The following is a 15,929-nucleotide window of genomic DNA, read 5'->3' as shown; positions in this document are numbered from 1 at the left end:
GCATCGCCTGAACAAAAAAAAGCCCGGGGAAACCCCCGGGCTATTTACGCACTTTCCACGTAGCGAGCAGGAGCCAATCCGCCCGTTACTCGCCACACGAAAAATTAACGTCAGTGCTTGATGACTTCCTGCTTGCCGCTTGCATCCGCATTCGGCGTGACAGGCGCGGCCTTCGCTTCTTCCTCGGGCAGCGGCGTCGGTGCATGCTCCAACGCCAGTTCAAGCACCTTGTCGATCCAGCGCACCGGCACGATCTCCAGCGCGTTCTTGACCGTATCCGGAATCTCTGCGAGATCCTTCACGTTCTCCTCCGGAATCAACACGAGCTTGATGCCACCACGGTGAGCCGCCAGCAACTTCTCCTTGAGACCGCCGATCGGCAACACTTCACCGCGCAGCGTGATCTCACCGGTCATCGCCACATTCGCACGCACCGGAATACCGGTGAGCACCGAGACCAGCGCCGTCGTCATGGCGATACCGGCAGACGGACCATCCTTCGGCGTCGCCCCTTCCGGCACGTGGATGTGGATGTCCTTCTTCTCGAACTGCTCATCCGTCACCCCGAGGCGGCGCGCACGCGAACGCACGACAGAGCGCGCGGCCTCGACCGACTCCTTCATCACGTCGCCGAGCGAACCCGTCCGAATGATGTTGCCCTTGCCCGGCATCAACGCGGCTTCGATGGTCAGCAGATCGCCGCCCACTTCCGTCCACGCCAGCCCCGTGACCTGACCGATCTGGTTTTCCTTCATGGCCAGACCGAAGTCAAACTTGCGCACGCCCAGGAAGTTGTCGAGATTGCCCGCATCGACCTTGATCGACGCACCGTCAACCTGCTTGAGCAACAGCATCTTCACGACCTTGCGGCAGATCTTCGAGATCTCACGCTCGAGCGAACGCACACCTGCTTCGCGCGTGTAGTAGCGGATGATGTCGCGAATCGCCGCTTCGGCCAGATCGATCTCGCCTTCCTTCAGCCCGTTGTTCTTCTTCTGCTTGGGCAGCAGATAACGCTGGGCAATATTGACCTTCTCGTCTTCCGTGTAGCCCGACAGGCGAATCACTTCCATACGATCGAGCAGCGGTGCCGGAATGTTCAGCGAGTTCGACGTGGCCACGAACATCACGTCCGACAGATCGAAGTCGACTTCGACGTAATGGTCCGAGAACGTGTGGTTCTGCTCGGGGTCAAGCACTTCGAGCAGCGCCGAACTCGGATCCCCGCGAAAGTCCATGCCCATCTTGTCCACTTCGTCGAGCAGGAACAGCGGATTGCGCACGGCCACCTTCGACAGACTCTGCAGGATTTTGCCCGGCATCGACCCGATATACGTGCGACGGTGACCGCGAATTTCGGCCTCGTCACGCACGCCACCCAATGCCATACGCACGAACTTGCGGTTCGTCGCACGCGCGATCGACTGACCGAGCGAGGTCTTGCCCACACCAGGGGGGCCCACCAGGCACAGGATCGGCGCCTTGACCTTCTCGACGCGCTGTTGCACGGCAAGATACTCAAGGATGCGTTCCTTGACCTTCTCCAGGCCGAAGTGATCCTCGTCGAGCACCTTCTCGGCGTTCGACAGGTCGTTGTTGACCTTGCTCTTCTTGCGCCACGGCAGACCGACCAGCGTGTCGATATAGTTGCGTACGACGGTCGCCTCGGCCGACATCGGCGACATCAGCTTGAGCTTCTTGAGTTCGGCGTCAGCCTTCTTCTTGGCTTCCTTGGGCAGATGCGCGGCCTTGATCCGCTTCTCGAGCTCTTCGAGATCCGCGCCTTCTTCACCCTCGCCCAGCTCCTTCTGGATCGCCTTGACCTGTTCGTTCAGGTAGTACTCGCGCTGGCTCTTCTCCATCTGGCGCTTCACGCGGCCACGGATACGCTTTTCCACCTGAAGAATGTCGATCTCGCTCTCGAGCTGCGCGAGCAGGTGCTCGAGACGCTCGATGACCGGGAACATTTCCAGGATGTTCTGTTTCTGCTCCAACTTGAGCGGCAGGTGGGCGGCGATCGTGTCCGCCAGACGACCCGCCTCGTCGATACCCGAGAGCGACGTCAGGATCTCCGGCGGAATCTTCTTGTTGAGCTTCACATACTGATCGAACTGGGCCACGATCGCGCGGCGCAGCGCCTCGGATTCCGGCGAGTTGCCGTCGTCCGGTTCGAGCGGCATCACTTCCGACGTGAACTGGGTTTCCTCTTCGTCCACACTCAGGGTGCGGGCGCGCTGAATCCCCTCGACGAGCACCTTGACGGTGCCATCGGGCAATTTGAGCATTTGCAGAATGTTCGCCACGCAGCCGATCTCGTAGAGATCCTTCGACGTGGGTTCATCCTTGGCCGCCGCCTTCTGGGCGACGAGCATGATGTGCTTGCCGCCTTCCATGGCGGTTTCAAGCGCTTTAATCGATTTTGGACGCCCCACGAAGAGGGGAATCACCATGTGCGGAAACACGACCACGTCGCGCAAAGGCAACAGGGGCAGTTGAATCGCTTCGGGCGGGAGGATTTGGGTGCCTGACATCTCGTTCCCCATATTTAACGATACCGTTGTGTTCCAGCTAATTGAGGCCGCCGACGGGAATTACAAGGGGGAGTGGAACAGCCCTTTCGCCGGTAAGTTGCACCGCTCGGGGTTTCATTGCCCGCGGCACTAGTATGAAGGAAAAAAAGCCGTCCATGTTTCCATGAACGGCTTCGGGTAGCGCTGAGTTGACCGTTCAATTGGAGCCGGCGACCTTCGGCGACTCCTGGTAAATCAAAAGCGGTTTTCCGTCGCCGCTGATCGCGTTCTCGTCGAGGATCACCTTGGTGACGCCCTTTAGCGACGGGAGCTCATACATCACTTCGAGCAAGGCCTGCTCGATGATCGAGCGCAAGCCGCGCGCGCCCGTCTTGCGTTTGATGGCCTTGCGCGCCACGGCGTGCATCGCGGCCGGCCGAATCTCCAGCTCCACGCCTTCCATCAGGAACAGGCGTTGATATTGCTTGACCAGCGCGTTCTTGGGCTCGACGAGGATGGTCACCAGCGCGTCTTCGTCAAGCTTGCCCAGCGTGGCAACCACCGGCAGACGACCGATCAGCTCCGGAATCAGGCCAAACTTGATCAGATCTTCCGGCTCGACGTCACGCAGCAACTCGCTGGCGTCGCGCTCTTCACCGGTCTTGACCGTTGCACCGAATCCGATGCCCGTCTTCTCCGTACGGTTCATGATGATCTTCTCGAGACCATCGAACGCACCGCCGCAGATGAACAGGATATTCGTCGTGTCGACCTGGATGAAATCCTGGTTCGGGTGCTTGCGACCGCCTTGCGGCGGCACCGACGCCATCGTGCCTTCGACCAGCTTGAGCAGCGCCTGCTGCACGCCCTCGCCCGACACGTCGCGCGTAATCGACGGATTGTCCGACTTGCGGCTGATCTTGTCGATTTCATCAATATAGACGATGCCCTTCTGCGCCTGCTCGATCTCGTAATTGCAGTTCTGCAGCAGCTTCTGGATGATGTTTTCGACGTCTTCCCCCACGTAACCGGCTTCGGTCAGCGTGGTGGCGTCGGCAATCACGAAGGGCACGTTGAGCAGGCGGGCGAGCGTCTGCGCGAGCAGTGTCTTGCCCGAACCGGTCGGCCCGATGAGCAGGATGTTGCTCTTGGCGAGTTCGACTTCGTCGCGCTTGTCGCCGAGGTGCTTCAGTCGCTTGTAATGGTTGTAGACCGCCACGGCCAGAATCTTCTTGGCACGGTCCTGACCGATCACATACTGATCGAGACTCTCGCGAATTTCCAGCGGCGACGGCAGATCGGACTTGCCGCCGCTGCCGCCCTCGTCTTCGGCCGCAGCGGCCTCGTCGCGGATAATCTCATTGCACAGATCGATGCACTCGTCGCAAATGAAGACCGACGGCCCCGCGATGAGCTTCTTGACCTCGTGCTGACTCTTTCCGCAGAACGAGCAGTAGAGCAGCTTTTCGCCGTTGGAAGTGCTTTTTTTATCCACCATATCTGTGTCAGCCTGCTAGCAATTTGCGCCCCGGTCGTCCCCCGCCGGGGGCGGCAAACGCGGCATACGTGAATCCCATTGTAACGCCATGCCGTGCGAGCGTGTGACCCAGCCGCATCGGCAATAATTTCCCTTTTACGACAACGACTTGGCGCGAACACCTGGCTATCGGTAACGACGCTGCCCGGTGTCGCGCCAACCCTTTGCCGTTGCGCGCTCTCGAATTCGAAACCGAATCAGGGACGCTTTTCGAGCACGCGGTCGATCAACCCATACTCGACGGCATCGGCCGCCGACTTGAAGTTGTCGCGATCGGTGTCGCGCGCGATGACCTCGAGCGACTGGCCGGTGTTGTCGGCCAACAGTCGATTCAACCGATCCTTGAGCAGCAGGATTTCCCTGGCGTGGATCTCGATGTCCGACGCCTGACCGCGGGCGCCGCCCAGCGGTTGGTGAATCATGATGCGCGCGTTTGGCAGCGCGAAGCGCTTGCCCTTCTCACCGGCCGCCAGCAGAAATGCGCCCATGCTTGCCGCCATGCCCAGGCACAGCGTCGAGACCGCCGGCTTGACGAACTTCATCGTGTCGTAAATTGCCAGGCCCGCCGAGACGGAACCGCCCGGCGAATTGATGTACATCGAGATTTCCTTGTCCGGATTTTCGCTCTCGAGGAACAGCAACTGGGCGACGACGAGGTTGGCGCTCTGGTCGTTGACCTCGCCCACCAGGAAAATGATGCGCTCCTTGAGGAGTCGCGAGTAAATATCGTAAGCGCGCTCGCCACGACCACTTTGCTCGACGACCATCGGCACGAGGCCAAGGCCTTGCGTCTCGAGGGCGGAGTTGTACGTCGGGGAGGCGAGTTGGGCGAGCAATTCGGAACGGGTAATCATATCGGTTCGACCCTTCTATCGAGATGGTTTTGCGCGCCGCAGGGAGGAGGCCCGGGGGCCCTTTGGAAAAGAACCGCCACGGCCTTGCGGCCGCGGCGGTTCAATCGGTCGTGTCGCGTTCGATCAGGCTTGCGAGTTGCCGGCCAGCTCTTCGAAACTGACCTGCTTGTCGGTCACCTTGGCCTTACCCAGGACGAATTCGACCACGTTGTTCTCGACGACGAAACCTTCCATTTCCGCCATGCGCTGCTGATCGCCATAGTACCAGCGGACGACTTCTTGCGGGTCTTCGTAGCTCTTCGCGAACTCTTCGACTTCGGCCTTGATTTGCTCCGGCTTGGCTTGCAGGTCATTCTGCTTGACCAGCTCGGCCAGAATGAGACCCAACTTCACGCGACGCTCGGCTTGCTCCTTGAACATTTCCGCCGGAATCGGCACGTTGCCGGCGTTCGGCACGCCGCGTTGCGTCAAGTCCTGACGAGCCATCGCCACCAGGCGCTCCTGGTCCTGTGCGACCAATGCGTTCGGCACGTCGAGCTCCGACACCGAGATCAGCGCGTTCATCACCTGATCCTTGAGCAAGGCCTGCGTACGACGCTTCACTTCGCGCGACAGGTTTTCCTTGATATCGGCGCGCATCTTTTCCAGGCTGCCGTCGGCGATACCGAGCGACTTGGCGAACTCGCCGTCGACTTCAGGCAGGTGCGCCCACTCGACCTTCTTCAGCGTCACGGTGAACGTGGCGGTCTTGCCGGCCACTTCCTTGCCGTGATATTCGTCGGGGAACTTGAGTTCGAAATCCTTCGAATCGCCCACCTTCAGGCCCAGCGTGGCCGTCTCGAACTCAGGCAGCATACGGCCTTCGCCCAGCACGAACACGAAGTCTTCGGCGCTGCCGCCGGCGAACGCTTCCCCGTCGATCTTGCCAACGAAGTCGACTGTCACGCGGTCGCCGTCCTTGGCTTCGACCGAGCCGCCGTCGCCGTGGGCGCCAACTTCGCCGCGCACGTGGTAGTGCACGCGCTGCTTGCGCAGGATGTCGATGGTGCGGTCGATCTCGGCTTCCGAGACGTCCGTCGTGGTACGGCTCACCTCGGCCGTGGCCAGGTCACCGATCTTGACTTCCGGATAGATCTCGAACGTGGCGTCGAATGCGTACTCGGCCTCGCCCGCGTCGACCTTCGGCGCGAAGCGCGGCTGACCCGCGACGCGCAGATCCTGTTCCTTGCTGATGTCGAAGAATTGCTGGCCGACCTTGTCGCTCACGACTTCGGCTTCGACCTGACCACCGTACTGCTGGGTGACCATCTTCAAGGGCACCTTGCCCGGGCGGAAACCCGGCATACGCACCGTCTTCGACAGCTTCTGAATGCGTGCCGCAACTTCTTTTTCGACTTCCTGCTTGGGCAGGGCGATGGTAAAGCGACGCTCGAGCTTGCCGAGGTTTTCAACAGCGATAGTCATGAGGATATTCGTCCTTCCAGAGGGTCGTTCTGTGTTGCGGCGAGGGAATGCCACAAGCGGACCCTGTCAGTTAATCAACCTTGGGCCGGAACCGACGTTGCGACGCCGGCTTCCCTCCGCCCCCGACATGCGGGGTAGCGCCAAAACGGTTTTGAACACAAAGCGGAACATTTTAGCAAACTATTGCCCCGCCTCCCGACTTTCCACCCCGACATCAGGGAAATCGGACCATTTTGCCTTCACGTACCTTCCCGACGTCCGCCCGCCCCGCCGGGCATGTCGCAACAGGTCGGCACAGGCCGGCATCACGCTTTAGAGGATCGCGCCCAGAAAAAGATCTTGGGGGAAGCCCACTTACGGCTTAGGATTCATTCGTACGTTTGAATGAAACATCGGTTCAATCCGATGGCGCGGCCTTACGCCGCATCACACTGGAGGTGCTTCGTGAGCCCACGCCTTTCCGTCGGCCGGCAAGCCGGCGATACCAAGCTACGCATCCTCGATGCCGCGGAAGACCTTTTCATCGAATACGGCTACGAAGCCATGTCCTTGCGTCAGATCACGTCGCGCGCCGACGTCAACCTGGCCGCCGTCAACTATCACTTCGGCAGCAAGGAGACCTTGCTCCAGGCCATGCTGGCGCGTCGGCTCGATCGGCTCAACGACGAGCGGCTCGCGCTGCTGACGCGCGCCGAAGCGGAGTGGCCGGCACCGCAGCTCACGTGCGAACACGTGCTGGGGGCGATGTTCATCCCCGCCCTTGCCATCTCGCATCATCGCGATATCGGCGGCCCGGCGTTCCTGCGCCTGCTCGGGCGGGTGTACGCCGATCCGTCGCCGTTCATCCGGGACTATTTGCAGCAGCATTACGCCCCCGTCTTCGAGCGCTTCTTCGACGCCTTCGCCCGCGCGTTGCCTGAGTTGCCGCGCCAGGAACTGGGCTGGCGTCTGCACTTCGCGCTTCAGGCCCTGTCCGGTGTGCTCGCGAGCAGCGACACCTCTCGACTGATCGACACGTTCGCCCAAGGCCAGGCGATGGGCGACCTGCAGGTCGTGGCACGGCTCACGGCCCTGATGGTCGCGGCGCTCAGGGCGCCGATGCCGGGCGAGGAACAACTGGCGAGCTTCGCCGACGTCTTCGCGCTGGCGAAGGCCGCGGACATTACGCCGCCACGCGAGGCCGGACACGTCGCCGCCCCGCTCACGACAACCGCAGAAGCGAACGCCGCGCCTCGGATCCCGGGCGCCGACGACCGCTCGCTCGCCAATGCCTGAACACAGATCACCGACAGCCGGAGAAGGTCCGAGCCAGTCGACGACGATCGAACACGAAGGCCGAACCTGAACAGACGCCCGAACGCCCATCGGGAGGCGAGGCCCAATCGACGCTGAGGCGTCCCCGACCGGTGCTACGGCAACCCCGGCCGGGAGGGTGAACCGAGAGGGAGGACAGCATGATGGCTCTTTGGATTCTTGCGTGGATTGCGGGCGTAACCGCCCTGCTCTTTTATCGTGCGCACGCCTGGCAGTGGTTGTTGGCGACTGTGGTGTGGGTGGGCGCGGGCGCGGTGACCGGGCTGACGGGGACGGTGGCAAGCGTCGTGCTCGCCGTCATCTTTGTCTTGCCGGCGCTGGTCCTGAGCATCGGCCCGCTGCGGCGCGCTTGGATGACTACACCGCTGCTCGCCAAATTCCGCGCGATCATGCCGGAGATGTCCGAGACGGAGAAAGACGCCATCGAAGCCGGCACCGTCTGGTGGGATGCGGATTTATTCTCCGGCCGTCCCGACTGGAAAAAATTCATGGCGCTGCCCGCGCCCACCTTGTCCGCCGAAGAACAGGCCTTCCTGGACACCGAGGTCGAGCACCTGTGCGACCTGTCCAACGACTGGGAAAGCACCCAGGTCTGGCAGGACCTGCCGCCAAACGCATGGCAATACGCGAAGGATGCCGGCTTTCTGGGAATGATCATCCCCAAGCGCTACGGCGGCCTCGAATTTTCCGCGTACGCGCACTCTCAAGTGGTAATGAAGCTCGCTTCGCGTTGCTCGGCGGCCGCCGTGTCGGTCATGGTGCCGAACTCGCTCGGCCCCGCCGAACTGCTGCTTCATTACGGCACCGAAGCCCAGAAGAACTACTATCTGCCGCGTCTGGCGAAGGGCGACGAAGTCCCCTGCTTCGCACTCACGAGCCCCTACGCGGGTTCGGATGCCGCCGCCATCCCCGACGTCGGCATCGTCTGCCGAGGCGTTCACGAGGGCCGCGAAACGCTTGGGTTCCGTGTCACGTGGAGCAAGCGCTACATCACCCTGGGGCCGATCGCGACGGTGCTCGGCCTCGCCTTCCGAGCCCTCGATCCCGACCATCTGCTCGGTGACGACGACGCCCCAGGCATCACCTGCGCACTGATTCCCACGAACCATCCGGGCGTGGTGATCGGGCGCCGCCACTGGCCGCTGAACGCTGTCTTCCAGAACGGTCCGAATGCCGGCAAGGACGTCTTCATTCCGCTCGACTGGGTGATCGGCGGGCAGGCACAGGTCGGCAAAGGCTGGCGCATGCTGATGGAGTGTCTCGCGGCCGGGCGTGCGATTTCGTTGCCGTCCTCGAACGTCGGCTACTCGAAGCTCGCCGTGCGGGCCACGGGCGCTTACGCGGCGGTGCGGCGTCAATTCCGCACGCCGATCGGGAAGTTCGAGGGGGTGCAGGAGGCGCTGGCGCGCATGGCTGGCAACCTGTACGCGATGGACGCCGCACGCCGCATGGCAGCGCTCGCCGTCGATCTTGGCGAGAAGCCCTCGGTGATCTCCGCCATCGCGAAATACCACGTGACCGAACGCGCCCGCAAAGTCGTGAACGACGGCATGGATGTCGTCGCGGGCAAAGGCATCTGCATGGGCCCGAACAATTTCCTTGCCCGCGCCTACCAGCAGATCCCGGTATCGATCACAGTGGAGGGCGCCAACATCATGACGCGCTGCCTGATGATCTTCGGTCAGGGCGCGATCCGCTGCCATCCGTACGTGCTCAAGGAGCTGAGCGCCGCGCAAACGGCGGATCGAGCAGCGGCCGTGCGCGCCTTCGACGACGCCCTCTTCGGCCATCTGAGCTTCGTCACGAGCAACATCGTGCGCGGTGCCCTGCACGGCATCACGCATGCGCGCTTCTCCGCCGTGCCGTCGAACGCCGCGCCGGAGTTGCATGGGTACTACCGCGCCGCGAATCGTCTATCGACGCTGCTCGCCATTGCATCCGACGTCTCGATGGCGGTGCTCGGTGGCTCGCTCAAGCGCCGCGAGCGCCTCACGGGCCGGCTCGGCGACATCCTCTCCCAATTGTTCCTGTTGACGGCGACGCTCAAGCGCTACGAGGACGAAGGCCGCCCCACCGCCGATCTGCCACTGGTGCACTGGGCGGCGCAGGACGCGCTCTGGCAGGCACGCGAAGCGTTCGAAGGCGTGCTTGCGAACTATCCGTCGCGCGCGGTCGCCGGGTGGATGCGCTGGAAACTCATGCCGCTCGGCCTGCCCTACGCCAAACCGTCCGATGCGCTCGCCACTCAGGTCGCCGAATTGATGCAAACGCCGGGCGACGCGCGCGAGCGCCTCATCGCCGGCAGCTATTCGCCGCGCCCCGAGATCGACGGGCTGGCCTACGGGGAGATCGTTTTCCAGATGACGCCGCAGGTCACCGCCATCGAGCAGCGTTTGCGCACGGCGGTCAAGGAGGGCCGCCTGCCGACGATGCCCCAAAGCCTGCCTGAATTCGCCGAGTGGGTGGAGCAGGCCGCGCACCTGCATTTCGTGAGCGACAGCGAGCGCCAGGTGCTGGCGCAGTACGCCGACTTTGCGACACGGGCCGTGGCCGTCGACGATTTCCCGTCCGACTTCGGTCGCCTTGCCGACATGCAGCACGCCCAGCAACAGGAAGCGGCCGACGAAGCGCTCAGCCCGTGAGCTCGCCCGCCTGCCGTTGCCTATCACTCTGAGGATTTACGCGCCGTGACGACGTCCGACCGATATCTGGCTTTCGCCAACTCCGCCGTGGGCAGCCGCCTGGCCAATGCGCTGGGGCTACCGCGCCCCGTGCCGCTCGAACGGATGCCGTCGCGCGACGACAGCCGCGCCGAGGCGGCCACCGATGCGTCGCAACGCGCAGTGCCCACACCACCCGCGGTCGTGGGCGGCGCGGGCGACGCCCCGCTGTTGCCGGATCTGGCACGTGAGCTGCATCGGCTCGGCATGTCCAGCCTTGCGCACGCCGAGCGACTCGACTGGATCACCCATGCCAATCAGGCGGGCACGATGAGTGGACGATTCAATCCCGGCGAAGGTGTACGTGCCAAGGCGTTGCTGTTCGATGCGAGCGCCATCGCCAGCACCGACGGCCTGAGCGCGCTCTATACGTTCTTCCACGACACCCTCGCCTGCCTCGACCCATGCGCCCGCGTGCTCGTGCTGGGCGTGCCGCCCGCGCTGGCACCGACACCCCAGGCCAGCGTGGCGCAGCGCGCGCTCGAAGGCTTCGTGCGATCGCTCGCCAAGGAACTCAAGCGCGGGGCCACGGCGCAGTTGCTCTACGTCGCGCCGCACGCTCGGGATGCCCTGCACTCGACGCTGCGCTTCTTTCTCTCGCCGCGCGCCGCCTACGTGAGCGGTCAGGCCATCACCCTGCAAGCGCCGGTATTCACAACGCCGCCGACTCACGACGATCGTCCGCTCGCCGGACACGTCGCCGTTGTGACAGGCGCGGCGCGCGGCATCGGCGAAGCGATTGCCACCGTGCTGGCACACGACGGCGCGCATGTCGTGTGCGTCGACATCGCGCAAGCCCAGGGTGCGCTCGAGGCTGTGGCGATGCGTCTCGACGGCAGCGCGCTCACGTGCGACATTGCCGCACCCGAGGCGGGGGCGACATTGCTAGCGCATTTGGCCACGCATGCGCCACGCGGCCTCGACATCCTCGTGCACAACGCCGGTATCACGCGCGACAAGACGCTCGTGCGCATGAGCGAAGCGCAATGGCAGAGCGTGCTCGACATCAATGTCGGTGCGCCGCAACGCCTCAATCAGGCGCTGCTCGATGCTGGGGTACTGCGCGCCAACAGCCGGATCGTCGGTGTGGCGTCGATCAGCGGCATTGCGGGAAATCGGGGGCAGACCAACTACGCGGCGTCGAAGGCGGCGGTGATTGGCATGATCGAAGCCTGGTCGCCGGTACTCGCCGAGCGCCACATCAGCATCAATGCCGTCGCTCCCGGCTTCATTGAGACGCAGATGACCGCCGCTGTGCCGTTCGCCATTCGCGAAGCCGGGCGCCGGATGAACTCCCTCGGCCAGGGCGGCCAGCCGGTCGACGTGGCGCAGGCCATTGCCTGGTTGGCGCACCCTGCATCGGGCGCATTGACCGGACAGGTGGTGCGCGTGTGCGGCCAGAGCCTGCTAGGTGCATGACCATGCCCAACGACCGCCCTCGCGATCCGCATGACAAGGCGTTATCGTCCGCCACCGGGCACACCCCGGCCGACGTCACGCGCCTGCCCTCCCCGCACACGCTGTTTCTGCGGGCACTGCTCTCGTCCCGCAAACCAGCGAACGCGCAACGGCTCCCACCCTTGGCTTTCACGCGACGCAATGTCACGCTCGACGCCGACGCCATCGCCCGTTACGCGCGCTTGTGCGGCTTCACCGCGGCGCACGGGGTGCCACCCACGTGGCCGCATCTGCTCGCCTTCCCGCTGCATATGTTGCTGATGACCGACCGCGCGTTTCCGTTCGCCATGCTCGGCATGGTGCATCTGGACAATCGCATACGTCAGCACGCATCGCTCACGCCGGGGGACCGGCTCGATCTGGATGTCCGTTGCGGCTCGCTGTTCGCCCATGACAAGGGACAGGTCTTTACGGTCCTCACCACGGCGCGACGCGATGGGGTTGTCGTGTGGTCGGGAGAGAGCGGATACCTGCGCACCGGTCTGCCCGACCCGCTCGGCGCACCGTATCGCGCCGCGTTGAGCGCCGACCCGTCGCTCGCGAAGACCGCCGCATGGCATGTGCCGCGCGACCTTGGTCGCCAGTACGCGCGGGTGTCCGGCGATTACAACCCGATTCATCTCTGGCCGGTCACGGCCCGACTGTTCGGCTTCCCGCACCCCATCATTCACGGCATGTGGAGCTTCGCCCGAAGCCTCGCGGCCGTGTTACCGGCCGACGTGCCCTGCCTCGATCTGCTCGTGGAGTTCAAAAGGCCGCTGCCGCTGCCGGGGGATGTCACGCTCTGGCGCGATGCGCGCGGCGGCGCCTTCGAATTACGCGACGCGGCAGGCACGGTGCCCCATCTGCGCGGACGGTGGCAATACGCGCCGACCGTGTCGTCCTCCCCCCTCGACCCAGACCTTTCATGAGCGCCTTCACGCCTACCGCGCCGCCCCCCGCCTTGCGCCGCGTTGCCATTCTCGGCGGCAACCGCATCCCGTTTGCGCGCGCCAACACGGCATACGCCACCGCGTCGAATCAGGACATGCTCACCGCCGCGATTCAGGGCCTCGTCGACCGGTTTGCGCTGCACGATCAGCGCCTGGGGGAAGTCGCCGCGGGGGCCGTGCTCAAACACGCGCGCGATTTCAACCTGACGCGCGAATCCGTCCTGTCGACGACGCTCGCCCCGCAAACGCCCGCCTACGATGTTCAGCAAGCGTGCGGCACGGGCCTCGAGGCCGCCATCCTGACCGGCAACAAAATTGCGCTCGGCCAGATCGACGTGGCGATCGCCGGCGGGGTCGACACAGCCTCGGACGCCCCCATCGCAGTCAACGAGACACTGCGCAAGATTCTGCTGGAGGCCAACCGACAGCGCAGCCCTGGGGGCAAGCTCGGTGCGCTCGCGAAGGCGCGTCCCGGCATGTTGTTCAAGCCGGCGTTACCCCGCAACGGCGAACCACGCACCGGGTTCTCGATGGGGGAGCATTGCGAGCAGATGGCCAAGCGCTGGCAAATCGAGCGCGCCGCACAGGACGAACTCACGCTCGCGAGCCATCAACATCTGGCCGCCGCCTATGAACGCGGGTTCTTCCTCGATCTGATGACGCCGTTTCGCGGCCTGCGACGCGACAACAACCTGCGCCCCGACGTCACGCTGGAGACCTTGAACGCCCTCAAGCCGGTGTTCGATCGCAGCGCCGCGGGCACGCTCACGGCGGGCAACTCGACCCCGCTGACGGACGGCGCCTCGTGCGTGCTGCTCGCGAGCGAAGACTGGGCACACGCGCACGACATCCCGGTGCTCGCGTATCTGACGTACTCGCAAACCGCGGCCGTCGACTTCTTTCATCCCGATGAAGCCCAGCGCGAAGGACTGCTCATGGCGCCGGCGTACGCTGTGCCACGCATGCTCGCCCAGGCCGGGCTCACGCTGCAGGACTTCGACTTCTACGAAATTCACGAGGCGTTCGCGGCGCAGGTGCTTTGCACATTGAAAGCGTGGGAAGACCCGCAATACTGCCGCGATCGGCTGGGGCTCGCCGCGCCGCTGGGTAGCATCGACCGGCAGCGGCTGAACGTAAATGGCAGTTCGCTTGCCTGCGGGCATCCGTTCGCGGCCACCGGCGCACGCCTGCTTGCCACTCTCGCCAAACAGCTCGCCGAGCGTGGCGGCGGACGTGGCCTCATCTCGATTTGCGCGGCCGGCGGACAAGGCGTGGTCGCCATGCTGGAACGATAACGCAAACGACGTTACAGGGGCAGTCACAAGCACGGCCCCGCAGCAGGAGGCGAGTTGCCAGCAGAGCCACCGCCTGCTCTCGGGTACCCGTGCCAAAAGACCTCAAGGGAGACAACGATGGACTCAGCTGTTCAGCACGAACGCGTGTGGCTAGGCGCTTACCCGCCTGGCGTTCCCGCCGACATCGATACGACACGCTACACGTCGCTGGTACAGGCGTTCGACGAATGGATCGACAAGTACCGGGAACGCATTGCGTTCGTGAGTCTGGGGAGCGAAATCACCTATGGCGAGGTCGCCCGCCAGGCGTACGCCTTTGCCGCGTGGCTGCAAGCCCACGGTGTGCAGAAGGGAGAGCGCGTGGCGCTCATGATGCCCAATTGCTTCCAGTACCCGATCGGCCTGTTCGGCACGCTGATCGCCGGGGCCGTGGTCGTCAACGTCAATCCCCTGTACACCGTTCGCGAACTCAAACATCAATTACAGGACAGCGGCGCACGTACGATCGTCGCATTTGAGAACTTCGCGAAAACCGTGCAGGACGCGATCCCCGGCACCGAGGTGCGCCACGTGCTCGTCACGCAGATCGGCGACTTGCTCGGCACCGGCTTGAACGTCAAGGGACGCCTCGTCAACTTCCTCATGCGGCGAATCGCCAAACAAGTGCCGCCCTACGATCTGCCGCAGGCGATCCCGCTGCGCCGAGCGCTCGCCGAGGGCGCGAAGCGCAGGCCTGTTCCGGTGCCCCTCGCGCGCGACGACCTCGCCTTCCTTCAATACACAGGGGGCACGACCGGCGTGGCCAAGGGGGCGATGCTGTCGCACGGGAACGTGCTGGCCAACCTGTTGCAAACCGAGGCATGGGCCGCCGGCCAGCTCGACGGCGACATCGAGGTGAATCTGTCGCTGCTGCCCATGTATCACATCCTCTCACTCACGGTGAACTGCCTGGTGTTCATGAGCCTGGGCGGGCGCAACATCCTGATCGCAAACCCGCGCGACGTGAAGAAGGTCGTCTACATCATCCGCAACGAGACATTCACCGGCGTCACGGGAGTGAACACACTGTTCAACGGTCTGCTCGAGAACCAGGACTTCTGTGCGCGCGACTTCTCCCGATTGAAACTCTCGCTTGCCGGCGGCATGGCCACGCAGCGCGCCATTGCCGAGCGATGGAAGCAGGTCACCGGCAAACCGATCATCGAGGGCTACGGCCTCACCGAATGCTCCCCCATCGTCACGATGAACCCGGTCGACCTCTCGCATATGGACGACGTCGATTTCACCGGCTCCATCGGTCTGCCCGCGCCGTCGACCGACGTGCGCTTCAAGCGTGATGACGGCACGTGGGCCGATCTCGGCGAGCCAGGGGAGTTATGCGTGCGGGGGCCGCAGGTCATGCGCGGCTATTGGCAGCGCCCGGAAGACACCGCCAACACGTTCGACGCCGACGGCTGGCTGATGACGGGTGACGTTGGCGTGATGGACGCACGCGGATATGTACGGCTCATCGACCGCAAGAAGGACATGATTCTCGTGTCCGGCTTCAACGTCTACCCGAATGAAATCGAGGACGTCGTGATGCTCCACCCAGGGGTTCGGGAAGCCGCGGTGGTCGGCGTGCCGGATCCGGTGGCCGGCGAGCGCGTGAAACTCGTGGTCGTCGCAAAGGCCCCTGGGGTGAGCGCCGAGGATTTGCTCGCCCACTGCCGCGAACACCTGACCGCGTACAAGGTGCCGCGCATCGTCGAATTCCGTGACGGCGAACTGCCCAAGTCGACCGTCGGCAAGATTCTTCGGCGCGAACTGCGCGCGCCGCTCGGTCACGCGTAAGGGAGACGAACA

The 15,929-nt window shown here is 63.9% G+C and carries 10 protein-coding genes; 6 read left to right on the top strand and 4 right to left on the bottom strand.

Annotated features, from left to right (window positions below; translation table 11 throughout):
- Positions 1-110: 110 nt before the first annotated feature.
- The 4 genes from lon to tig form a co-directional block, all read right to left on the bottom strand.
- Positions 111-2,531, bottom strand: a complete 2,421-nt coding sequence (gene lon / locus PCE31107_RS09360; protein WP_150607954.1) for an endopeptidase La — start codon at positions 2,529-2,531, stop codon at positions 111-113.
- A gap of 196 nt (positions 2,532-2,727) precedes the next feature.
- Positions 2,728-4,008 carry an ATP-dependent Clp protease ATP-binding subunit ClpX gene (gene clpX / locus PCE31107_RS09355; protein WP_150607952.1) on the bottom strand — a complete coding sequence of 427 codons (1,281 nt, stop codon included), beginning with the start codon at positions 4,006-4,008 and terminating at the stop codon, positions 2,728-2,730.
- Positions 4,009-4,244: 236 nt separating this feature from the next.
- Positions 4,245-4,898 carry an ATP-dependent Clp endopeptidase proteolytic subunit ClpP gene (gene clpP, locus PCE31107_RS09350; RefSeq protein WP_026131988.1) on the bottom strand — a complete coding sequence of 218 codons (654 nt, stop codon included), beginning with the start codon at positions 4,896-4,898 and terminating at the stop codon, positions 4,245-4,247.
- 126 nt (positions 4,899-5,024) lie between these two features.
- Positions 5,025-6,365 carry a trigger factor gene (gene tig, locus PCE31107_RS09345; RefSeq protein WP_130026164.1) on the bottom strand — a complete coding sequence of 447 codons (1,341 nt, stop codon included), beginning with the start codon at positions 6,363-6,365 and terminating at the stop codon, positions 5,025-5,027.
- Between the two features lie 405 nt (positions 6,366-6,770).
- Here tig and PCE31107_RS09340 point away from each other — a divergent pair, with 405 nt between their 5' ends.
- The 6 genes from PCE31107_RS09340 to PCE31107_RS09315 all read left to right on the top strand — a co-directional run bounded on the left by PCE31107_RS09340 (position 6,771) and on the right by PCE31107_RS09315 (position 15,917).
- Positions 6,771-7,640, top strand: coding sequence for a TetR/AcrR family transcriptional regulator (locus PCE31107_RS09340; protein WP_425494723.1), 870 nt, complete (start codon positions 6,771-6,773; stop codon positions 7,638-7,640).
- A gap of 182 nt (positions 7,641-7,822) precedes the next feature.
- On the top strand, positions 7,823-10,321 hold the full coding sequence (locus tag PCE31107_RS09335) for an acyl-CoA dehydrogenase (protein ID WP_425494722.1): 2,499 nt from the start codon (positions 7,823-7,825) through the stop codon (positions 10,319-10,321).
- A gap of 45 nt (positions 10,322-10,366) precedes the next feature.
- Positions 10,367-11,818 (top strand): 3-oxoacyl-ACP reductase, encoded by a 1,452-nt coding sequence (locus PCE31107_RS09330; RefSeq protein WP_150607946.1) that lies wholly within the window; start codon positions 10,367-10,369, stop codon positions 11,816-11,818.
- A gap of 2 nt (positions 11,819-11,820) precedes the next feature.
- Positions 11,821-12,768 carry a MaoC/PaaZ C-terminal domain-containing protein gene (locus PCE31107_RS09325; protein ID WP_150607944.1) on the top strand — a complete coding sequence of 316 codons (948 nt, stop codon included), beginning with the start codon at positions 11,821-11,823 and terminating at the stop codon, positions 12,766-12,768.
- Complete coding sequence (locus tag PCE31107_RS09320; RefSeq protein ID WP_150607942.1) at positions 12,765-14,084, top strand: acetyl-CoA C-acetyltransferase; 1,320 nt, start codon at positions 12,765-12,767, stop codon at positions 14,082-14,084. The genes PCE31107_RS09325 and PCE31107_RS09320 overlap by 4 nt, the downstream gene beginning before the upstream one ends.
- A gap of 117 nt (positions 14,085-14,201) precedes the next feature.
- Positions 14,202-15,917 (top strand): AMP-binding protein, encoded by a 1,716-nt coding sequence (locus PCE31107_RS09315; protein ID WP_150607940.1) that lies wholly within the window; start codon positions 14,202-14,204, stop codon positions 15,915-15,917.
- The last annotated feature ends 12 nt before the right edge of the window (positions 15,918-15,929 follow it).

The sequence above is a fragment of the Pandoraea cepalis genome (assembly GCF_902459625.1).
Lineage (GTDB): Bacteria > Pseudomonadota > Gammaproteobacteria > Burkholderiales > Burkholderiaceae > Pandoraea > Pandoraea cepalis.
The sequence above is the reverse complement of the archived record's forward strand: the minus strand, read 5'-3'. Positions and strand labels throughout refer to the sequence as shown.

Excerpts from the sequence above, each read along its gene's own strand:
- lon (WP_150607954.1), bottom strand. The coding sequence starts at position 2,531 with ATGTCAGGCACCCAAATCCTCCCGCCCGAAGCGATTCAACTGCCCCTG.
- clpX (WP_150607952.1), bottom strand. The coding sequence starts at position 4,008 with ATGGTGGATAAAAAAAGCACTTCCAACGGCGAAAAGCTGCTCTACTGC.
- tig (WP_130026164.1), bottom strand. The coding sequence starts at position 6,365 with ATGACTATCGCTGTTGAAAACCTCGGCAAGCTCGAGCGTCGCTTTACC.
- PCE31107_RS09340 (WP_425494723.1), top strand. The coding sequence starts at position 6,771 with ATGGCGCGGCCTTACGCCGCATCACACTGGAGGTGCTTCGTGAGCCCA.
- PCE31107_RS09335 (WP_425494722.1), top strand. The coding sequence starts at position 7,823 with ATGGCTCTTTGGATTCTTGCGTGGATTGCGGGCGTAACCGCCCTGCTC.
- PCE31107_RS09325 (WP_150607944.1), top strand. The coding sequence starts at position 11,821 with ATGCCCAACGACCGCCCTCGCGATCCGCATGACAAGGCGTTATCGTCC.
- PCE31107_RS09320 (WP_150607942.1), top strand. The coding sequence starts at position 12,765 with ATGAGCGCCTTCACGCCTACCGCGCCGCCCCCCGCCTTGCGCCGCGTT.
- PCE31107_RS09315 (WP_150607940.1), top strand. The coding sequence starts at position 14,202 with ATGGACTCAGCTGTTCAGCACGAACGCGTGTGGCTAGGCGCTTACCCG.